The 7355-nt window shown below is 50.4% G+C and carries 13 protein-coding genes and 1 pseudogene; 13 read left to right on the plus strand and 1 reads right to left on the minus strand.

The features are described from left to right. From Q0688_RS24240 to Q0688_RS24300, 13 genes are all read left to right on the plus strand, one after another. Positions 1-214 (plus strand): hypothetical protein (locus Q0688_RS24240; RefSeq protein WP_299083370.1); only part of this gene is annotated, 214 nt, incomplete at its 5' end. Next, positions 211-678 carry an RNA methyltransferase gene (locus Q0688_RS24245; RefSeq protein WP_299083373.1) on the plus strand — a complete coding sequence of 156 codons (468 nt, stop codon included), beginning with the start codon at positions 211-213 and terminating at the stop codon, positions 676-678. The genes Q0688_RS24240 and Q0688_RS24245, both read left to right, overlap by 4 nt. Further along, positions 675-911 (plus strand): hypothetical protein, encoded by a 237-nt coding sequence (locus tag Q0688_RS24250; protein WP_299083377.1) that lies wholly within the window; start codon positions 675-677, stop codon positions 909-911. The genes Q0688_RS24245 and Q0688_RS24250 overlap by 4 nt, the downstream gene beginning before the upstream one ends. After that, a complete protein-coding gene (locus tag Q0688_RS24255; protein ID WP_299083380.1) occupies positions 908-1579 on the plus strand; it encodes a hypothetical protein in 672 nt (223 codons plus the stop codon). Before Q0688_RS24250 ends, Q0688_RS24255 begins: the two co-directional genes overlap by 4 nt. Further along, complete coding sequence (locus Q0688_RS24260) at positions 1576-1824, plus strand: hypothetical protein (protein WP_299083384.1); 249 nt, start codon at positions 1576-1578, stop codon at positions 1822-1824. Before Q0688_RS24255 ends, Q0688_RS24260 begins: the two co-directional genes overlap by 4 nt. After that, positions 1821-2051, plus strand: a complete 231-nt coding sequence (locus tag Q0688_RS24265) for a hypothetical protein (protein WP_299083387.1) — start codon at positions 1821-1823, stop codon at positions 2049-2051. The genes Q0688_RS24260 and Q0688_RS24265 overlap by 4 nt, the downstream gene beginning before the upstream one ends. Then, entirely contained in the window at positions 2044-2445 is a 402-nt protein-coding gene (locus Q0688_RS24270) for a hypothetical protein (protein ID WP_299083390.1), read from the plus strand. Before Q0688_RS24265 ends, Q0688_RS24270 begins: the two co-directional genes overlap by 8 nt. Further along, positions 2442-3314 carry a PD-(D/E)XK nuclease-like domain-containing protein gene (locus tag Q0688_RS24275; protein WP_299083392.1) on the plus strand — a complete coding sequence of 291 codons (873 nt, stop codon included), beginning with the start codon at positions 2442-2444 and terminating at the stop codon, positions 3312-3314. Before Q0688_RS24270 ends, Q0688_RS24275 begins: the two co-directional genes overlap by 4 nt. Before the next feature lie 9 nt (positions 3315-3323). Next, complete coding sequence (locus Q0688_RS24280; protein WP_299083395.1) at positions 3324-3731, plus strand: hypothetical protein; 408 nt, start codon at positions 3324-3326, stop codon at positions 3729-3731. After that, complete coding sequence (locus tag Q0688_RS24285; protein WP_299083399.1) at positions 3728-3901, plus strand: hypothetical protein; 174 nt, start codon at positions 3728-3730, stop codon at positions 3899-3901. Before Q0688_RS24280 ends, Q0688_RS24285 begins: the two co-directional genes overlap by 4 nt. 319 nt (positions 3902-4220) lie before the next feature. Further along, positions 4221-5801, plus strand: a complete 1581-nt coding sequence (locus Q0688_RS24290; RefSeq protein ID WP_299083401.1) for a hypothetical protein — start codon at positions 4221-4223, stop codon at positions 5799-5801. A 290-nt stretch (positions 5802-6091) separates the two neighbouring features. Next, a complete protein-coding gene (locus tag Q0688_RS24295) occupies positions 6092-6406 on the plus strand; it encodes a hypothetical protein (protein ID WP_299083404.1) in 315 nt (104 codons plus the stop codon). A 54-nt stretch (positions 6407-6460) separates the two neighbouring features. After that, a complete protein-coding gene (locus tag Q0688_RS24300; RefSeq protein ID WP_299083407.1) occupies positions 6461-6982 on the plus strand; it encodes a hypothetical protein in 522 nt (173 codons plus the stop codon). On the opposite strand, the pseudogene Q0688_RS24305 reads toward Q0688_RS24300, so the two are convergent. Further along, positions 6979-7355: pseudogene (locus Q0688_RS24305) on the minus strand (hypothetical protein); the annotation flags it as partial. The gene Q0688_RS24300 and the pseudogene Q0688_RS24305 sit on opposite strands and share 4 nt — an antisense overlap.

Consider the following 7355-nt stretch of genomic DNA (forward strand, 5'->3'; position numbering starts at 1 on the left):
GAACTCCCACCGAATCCGAGAAATCCTCACACAAGCCAAAGCCGACAATCCGATACGTGGCATGGCTATGACTGAGACGCTTATCAGTTCAGCGTTGTTTGTATTAACTGAATCACAACAGCAACGCATAGCTGACCACATGGAAAAGCAGCTCACCGAGTCCCGCGAGCATGAGTTAGCTGCTCGGGCTGCTGCTACGAGGAAGATCGCATGAGAGCCATACATAAGACACGCGGTTACTCTGCTATCGGCCTGCACAATCCAAAGATGGCGGTGAATGTTGGATCAGCGCTTAGAGCGTGCGGTGTCTACGGCGCTTCGATGCTGGCATTTACAGGTCATCGATATAAAAATTCTGCCGCAGATACGATGAAGCAGTGGCGACATATGCCGTTGATACATGCAGATGATTTGCATTCAGTTATTCCGTTTGATTGCGTTCCTGTAGCGGTTGATTTAATTGAAGGTGCAATACCACTACATCAGTACTCTCACCCAGAGAGAGCTTTTTACATTTTTGGCGCTGAAGATTCCACGCTTGGCCGCTCAGTGACAGAGTGGTGCAGGGATACGATTTACGTACCTACAAACGGGTGCATGAATTTAGCGGCAACGGTAAACGTTGTTCTTTACGACAGGCAAGCCAAACAGCTTGCAAGAAAAAGGAGCGCTGCATGAGCATCACAGACACCCTGCATCAGATAGCGGCTATGGATGCAATACGAAGTTCTGACGGAATTAAGACCTACTCAATCTGCTACGACGCAACGTTTGCTTTTGATTCTGTAACCATCATCAATGAGATTGAGAAACGCGGCTTAAAACGAGCAAAAGAATACGTTAATTACACACACAAGCGTGCGGCTGAAAAATTAGCTGAGCATTTGGGTATGCAGGAGCAGGCAGCATGAATACACCAACAATCGAACAAAAAGACGCGCTGGTAAAAGCAACGCGGCATCACAAAGAGCTAGATATTTTAGTACGCGGCACGTATGGCAAAGACGATGAGGGTACTTTCAAAGCTTGCTCTGTTGGCTGTCTGGCGCACGACATAGAGCCATATGCCGACGAGAGCGAGCTACATAAAATCGTTGCTAACTTCTACGGCTACCCTGAATGGCTCGTTCACCTGCAAGACGGTCTTTTTGAGAATGCCGATAAAGATATCCACGTAAAAATTGCGGAAGCTATAAAGCCGCGTGATAACTGGCGGTCAGTTATGCACATAATTCACTGGCGAATACTCAACGAGGTTACGCTGCCGGTTGCTGGTGATTCTGCTGAAGTGGTCAAGGCTGTAATGGAATTGCACAAGGTTGAATCAGATGACGCCGCGGCATGGTCAGCGGCAGAGTCAGCGGCACGGTCAGCGGCATGGTCAGCGGCATGGTCAGCGGCAGAGTCAGCGGCATGGTCAGCGGCAGAGTCAGCGGCATGGTCAGCGGCAGAGTCAGCGGCACGGTCAGCGGCATGGTCAGCGGCAGAGTCAGCGGCAGAGTCAGCGGCAGAGTCAGCGGCATGGTCAGCGGCATGGAAAACCGTTATGGATATTGTGCTTGAGGAGGTGGCAGCATGAATACAAATACAGCCCGAGACCTAACCCAAGCCGAGCGTATGGATGCGCTCGGTACCGTGGATATGGACGAACTGATTGCGATCTGCATTCATAACAAGATTGCCTTTAACACGCGCAAGAATCGAGCAGGTGTGATTATTTGGCGCTGTCATCTTCCTGGGCATTTAGAGCTGAAATTGCAGGGATTTGAGGCGAAGGGCAGGCAATACACGGACTCATATTTCAATGTAGGTAGAGCCGCATGAGCCGCCAACCACCAGAAGACTCCCTGCAATTCGGCAGACAGAACCGTGTGCGACTGGCTGCTGATATTGCTAACGCGGTTATCACCCAGATTGCAGACAAAGTGCAGAAGGAATCAGGCGTGACATTCATCCGGCAACCGTGGCGTGATCGCATTGAGTCTAAGCGAGCTATCGGCAAGGGTCCGGGAATTGATGATGCTTTATTGAGTGGAGACGACAATGGGTGAAATAGCCGACGCCATGATCAGTGGCGATATGTGTCAAGAGTGCGGCCAATGGATAGGTGATGGTGATGGGTATCCGGTTAGCTGTTCTGAATGTGGCGGTGACAGTGATCCGCATCATTACAACATGGGTCAGGGAAAGAACAACAAACACTGGAAGGCTCAGTTGCGTGAGTCTGCGCCTAAGCAATTGGAACAGGCTGGCATACCGTTCACTGTCCACAATAACGGCGCTCATTTAATCGTCAAGACGGCTACAGGATTTATTGACTTTTGGCCTGGGAAAGATCGCTGGAAGAACCGCACCGGCAAGACAGGGTTTGGTGTTTGTGAGTTGATTGAACGAGTTGCGCTAATTAATCGGAATGCTGAATTGAGAACTGGAGATAGATCATGATCACAAACAACTACACAAACGAGCAGTATCACGCGCTAGATTCAATCAGCAAATCAGGATTAGACCTGATTGCAAAGTCACCTGCGCACTTCAAATCTAAGGCCAGATTCATAGGCTCAGATACCGCAAGGATCGGCTCAGCTGCGCATGCGTTTATTCTCGAATCAGGCAAAGGTGTGATTGTTGCGCCAGATATTCCTCGACGCTCGAACGCTGACAAAGAAGCATGGGATACATGGTTTATTCACAATGGCGCAACTCACCCGATAGCCACATCAAAAGACCCGAAGTTACCGGCTGATTTATGGCTGCCGACATTCGAGCAACAGACCGGATTACTGGTTGTTACCGAGTCCGAGCGCGTCGCCATGTCCCGCATGCTGGAATCAGTCAATACCACAGCAGGCGACCTACTATCGGGCGGCAAGGCTGAGCAGTCGATACTGTTCGATTACATGGACGTGAGCTGCCGTGTCAGGCCCGATTACTTGAGCCGGGACAAGCACATCATCGTGGACCTGAAAACCACTGAGGATGCATCAGAGCGAGCATTTAGACAATCGTGCGCCAAGTACCGCTACCACGTCCAACACGCGATGTATTCAACCGGCTACCACGTCGTTAACAGTGTCTGGCCTGAATTCTATTTCGTGGTTGTTGAGAAAAAAGCACCGTATCTGTCAACGGTCTACAGGCTTAACGAGGACGCGGTTAGCCACGGAATCTATCTGATGGACAGGGACATTCAGACGTACAAGGACTGCATTGAAGCCGACGACTGGCCGGGATACAGCAACAATCTGGAGCTATCTATTCCCATATGGGATGCGCCGGAGATTATCGAAAACTACGCCGAATTGGTTGCATAGGAGAGCCTCATGAAAGAGATACCACAAGACCTGAATACAACCCAGATTGAAGGTCACTACAAGAAACATGTAGAGCGTACCTATATTGGTGCCTGTGATCTGATGAAGCCAGATGGAACGTTCGCCAATGCCACGGTTAAGATCACCGGCACACACAAGCGTTCAATCTATAACCCTGGATCGCGCAAATCTGAGCAACGTGTCATTGCGACGCTTGAGGGCAAAGACAAGAGTTTTATTCTGAACGCGACTAATCTGGATGCCATTCACCGAATAGCAAAGACGCCGATGATTGACAAGTGGATTGGTGTTGAGATTATGCTGACGGTCGAAAAGGTGAGCGTGGGACGTGACAAGGTAGATGCGCTTCGAGTTAAGCCACCGCTAGCCGTTGCGAACTCAGGCGGGACATCATGAATGACCTACCCGCAGACCTAACCCTGCCCGCAGCCGACTTAGTAGACGATTACATTGCCAGAATCATTGAAGTACCTGCACCTGATATTCCCGAGGATGATCAAGAGCAGCTTGGAAGGCTGGCTAGTGTGCAGGCTCATTTGTCGGTGTTGTTGGGGGATGTGTTGTGAGTGGTTGGGATTGCGAATTCTGCGGAAACGAAGCTCCTGGCTATGAGCCTGAATATTGCTGCGATGGCTATGAGTGCGGGTGCCTCCTGGACAAAAACCGTATGAGCGGCTGTATTTGCGTCAGATGCCATCGGTTGAACTGGAGTTGGCCGCATGAACTTCAGACACAAAAAAGGCCACCTAAGTGACCTAGTTTGCATAACATTTTTTAAAGATAGACAACAGAACAATGTAACTGAGAGTGCCGAGCAAGCTACTCACAGTAATGCAATTGCAGAATCCAGAGCGACGGCAAAACCGCTAAATAGGGGCAAAGTGCATGAACAGTAGTTTAGCACAAGCCACGCCAATTGCTGACCAAAAGCCCCATATTGGTAAGCCAACCAGAAGCCCTGCAAGCCATGAAGATATTGCTTGGCATTACACAACGCCACATGCCCGTAAGGTTTATTTATCGGTACTGGGGCCACGTATGCCGGGAGCTACCGAAAGTCAGATTGTGGCCTTTGGTAAATTCGTTAGTGCCTTTGTTTTGTATCAAGTCAGGCACCGCGATAACCCGCTGGCTATCTGCGTCGAGGAACGTGAATTGCGGCGAAGAATAGGAAAGCAGTGGTTGTCACTATGCGGGCACCTGATTATTCGTGGACCAACGAAACGTTTTAATTATTCAGACAGGGGTAAGAACTGCACCCGTGAGTTTTCAGTGTTTCCAGAGGTTGCCGAAGCGGTGAACGATGCAATGGTGCGCAAGTCATGGCCCCCGTTAGAGTTAGTCAGAAGCGACGACAAGCGAATGTACAAAACAGATAGTGCTGTAGTGGGTGGTAAGAATAAAGGCAAGCACGGGCACCTGAACGTGCCGCCTAGCTTTGAGATAAACACAACGCTGGTTAAGCGGTATGTCGATGTGTGCGAAAGCTGGTTAGTCGCTGCCGAAACAAGCACAGCAGCAGCACTGGTGCCAGAAGAATACCGACGCCGCAAGGAACAGCAACGAGCAGTGCAAGCTCACATGCCAGAGGGTGAGTTTTATTACTACTGGATTCGGTGGGTGGCTAACAAGCTGGTTAGAGCAAGGGCGGTTGATGCAATACCCCGTGCTTTAAACGGTGATGGATTATTTCACCAGACATATGCGCAGACCAACGGCAAACCTAGATTTACAGGGCAGGGCAAGGCGTCATTGCAAGGTGTTCAGCGCGAACTCAGATATGCAGCGTTAGACGGCTATTGGTCGTATGACATAGAGGCATGCCACCACAAGATATTGCAGTGGTTTGCTCAGTCAGCCGGTATCAAGTGCCCGGCGCTGGATGCTTACGTACTCAACCGGGATAACTTGCGATTGCTGTTAGCTGCCGCGCTGGGCCACGATGATACCGACGCGGTTAAAAAGGCGTTGCTGATTATCGTCTATGGCGGCAGGTTTCAGCGAGTGGTACGTGATGACTCGAAGGAATGGGCCTTGCGTGAGTTGCTTGGCGAGCAGGGCCAGGAAACGCTATACAACCACCCTGATTTTAAGCGGCTACACAAAGAGCTGAAGCTAATCTTCAAACACATCGTTGACAGCCACAAGCCTAAGAACGGGCACAAGGGCCAATATCAAAACGTACTGCTCCAATTCTTACCGCCCACCTATACCGACGATGACGGCAAAACCCGCAAAACCAGCAAAGCGCAAATTGTGGCGTTCGTCCTTCAGGCTATCGAGTGTAAAGCCATGGCAGCGATGGTTGAGGCGTCAGCTACTCCGCTTGTAGCGATTCACGACGGCATTGTGACTCGTGATAAGGCTGATGATATGGCAGTGCTCGTGGAGGCCATGACAGAGGCCACAGGCATTGTGTTCAAGCTGGAAGAATCACAAATAGAGGCGCCCAAATGGTTGGCCTGAAACCCATTTACTGTATATACGTAAACCCCTTGTTTTTGATTTCTTGCGGGAAACAATTGAAAACGCCACAACCCCCGTGGTTAGTGCGTTTCAGAGCCTCCCCCCTCAATACTGGCCCAATAAGTAGTGCAGCATCATGTATCTGTAGGTTCCCCCTACCGTGTCTGATGCCCTTGGCCATGGCAGTGACCGCCCTTAGGTGGGTGCTGGTATGTGAGAGCGGCCATGAATACGGCACTGAGAGCATGACAGGGCCAAGTTATGTGTGAATAAAGCAAAAAGGCGAAGCCATGAATATTAACGCCAGAGTCGCAACATTCAGAAAGGGTCATTTCCATAGCAATCACCTTACTTGCACCATTTTCCATCCTGATGAACACCATGGCACGGCCTATCAGGCAGAAAGGTGGTGTATTTGTCGGTCGATTCGAGCAGGCAGCCGACAAGGTACTGAACCACGTTCAGCAGCTTCAGGCAAAGGCACTGAACCTGATGCACAAAGTCACGAATTTCGGGGGTGTCACGAAGTCACCTCTTGCAGTGCCGGCATGGATAGCCGCAAACGCCAAACGACTGATACAGGTCGGGCACCCATCAAACCTTAAATACCTGGAGCGGAGCATTGAAAAACCCAACTACACACCAAAGAGCGACACACGATGACAAACCAAAACGTACAGATACTCAGTGACGACGAATACCGCTATCAAGTCAGGCTTATGGCCGACTCTGCCAAGGGCGGTGTAATTAGCGAGAACAGGGCCGAGCAATTTTTAGTGCTCAACGTTAACGAGATTATCAACGGCGTGCCGACTGGTTGCGGCACGATAGTATTTCAGGGTGACTTACCGACACCTGATGAGCTGCGCAACTGTGATCTGGACATTATCGGCACATGGGGTGTGCACGCTGTCTATGGTGGCAGATTCGACGTTCTGGCTTGGGGTCCGGTCGAACGTCCAAAGGCACCACCACCAAAGCCCAAAGGTAAGACACGCAGAATCGGCGCAGCTCCAGAGCCAGCACCTGCAAAGCCCAGAACCCGGCGACTACCACCAAAGGCCGCAAACAGTGCTCGCACTGCAAAGGCGTCAAAGTCTGATGTTGAATTGACAAATGATTGGTATGCACAATCGAACGGTCAGGGTGACAGCCTCGATTTTCTGGATAAGGTGAGTTAGCGGCAACGTTCGCTCGTGCTTGGTTGTCCGCCATTTTGGCGGTTAACCTCATGCTGATTTGAACCATTTGGGTTTGGCGTTGATAGTTTTCTTGCGTTATACAGCCGCCCAACAAACAGTCGAAAATCATCAGATGCTATTGTTTCCGCCGTGTTTTGCTTTCCCTCAATTTGAGGGTTAGCAGAATATTGATTGCTGCTACCGACGCTTTTCTTCCGCGAGTTATAAAGCCGACCGACAAACAAACGGAAATCATCAGGGGACAAGTTTCGACGGCCTAACTGATTAACCAGCATCCAGTCAACAACGGCGTCACGGTCTGGGAATGCTTTCTGCTCAGCCTCGAAGTCAAGCCCGTGCTCTGTGCATATCG

Origin of the sequence: uncultured Paraglaciecola sp. (genome assembly GCF_937123705.1) — a bacterium.
In the GTDB taxonomy this organism is placed as follows: domain Bacteria; phylum Pseudomonadota; class Gammaproteobacteria; order Enterobacterales; family Alteromonadaceae; genus Paraglaciecola.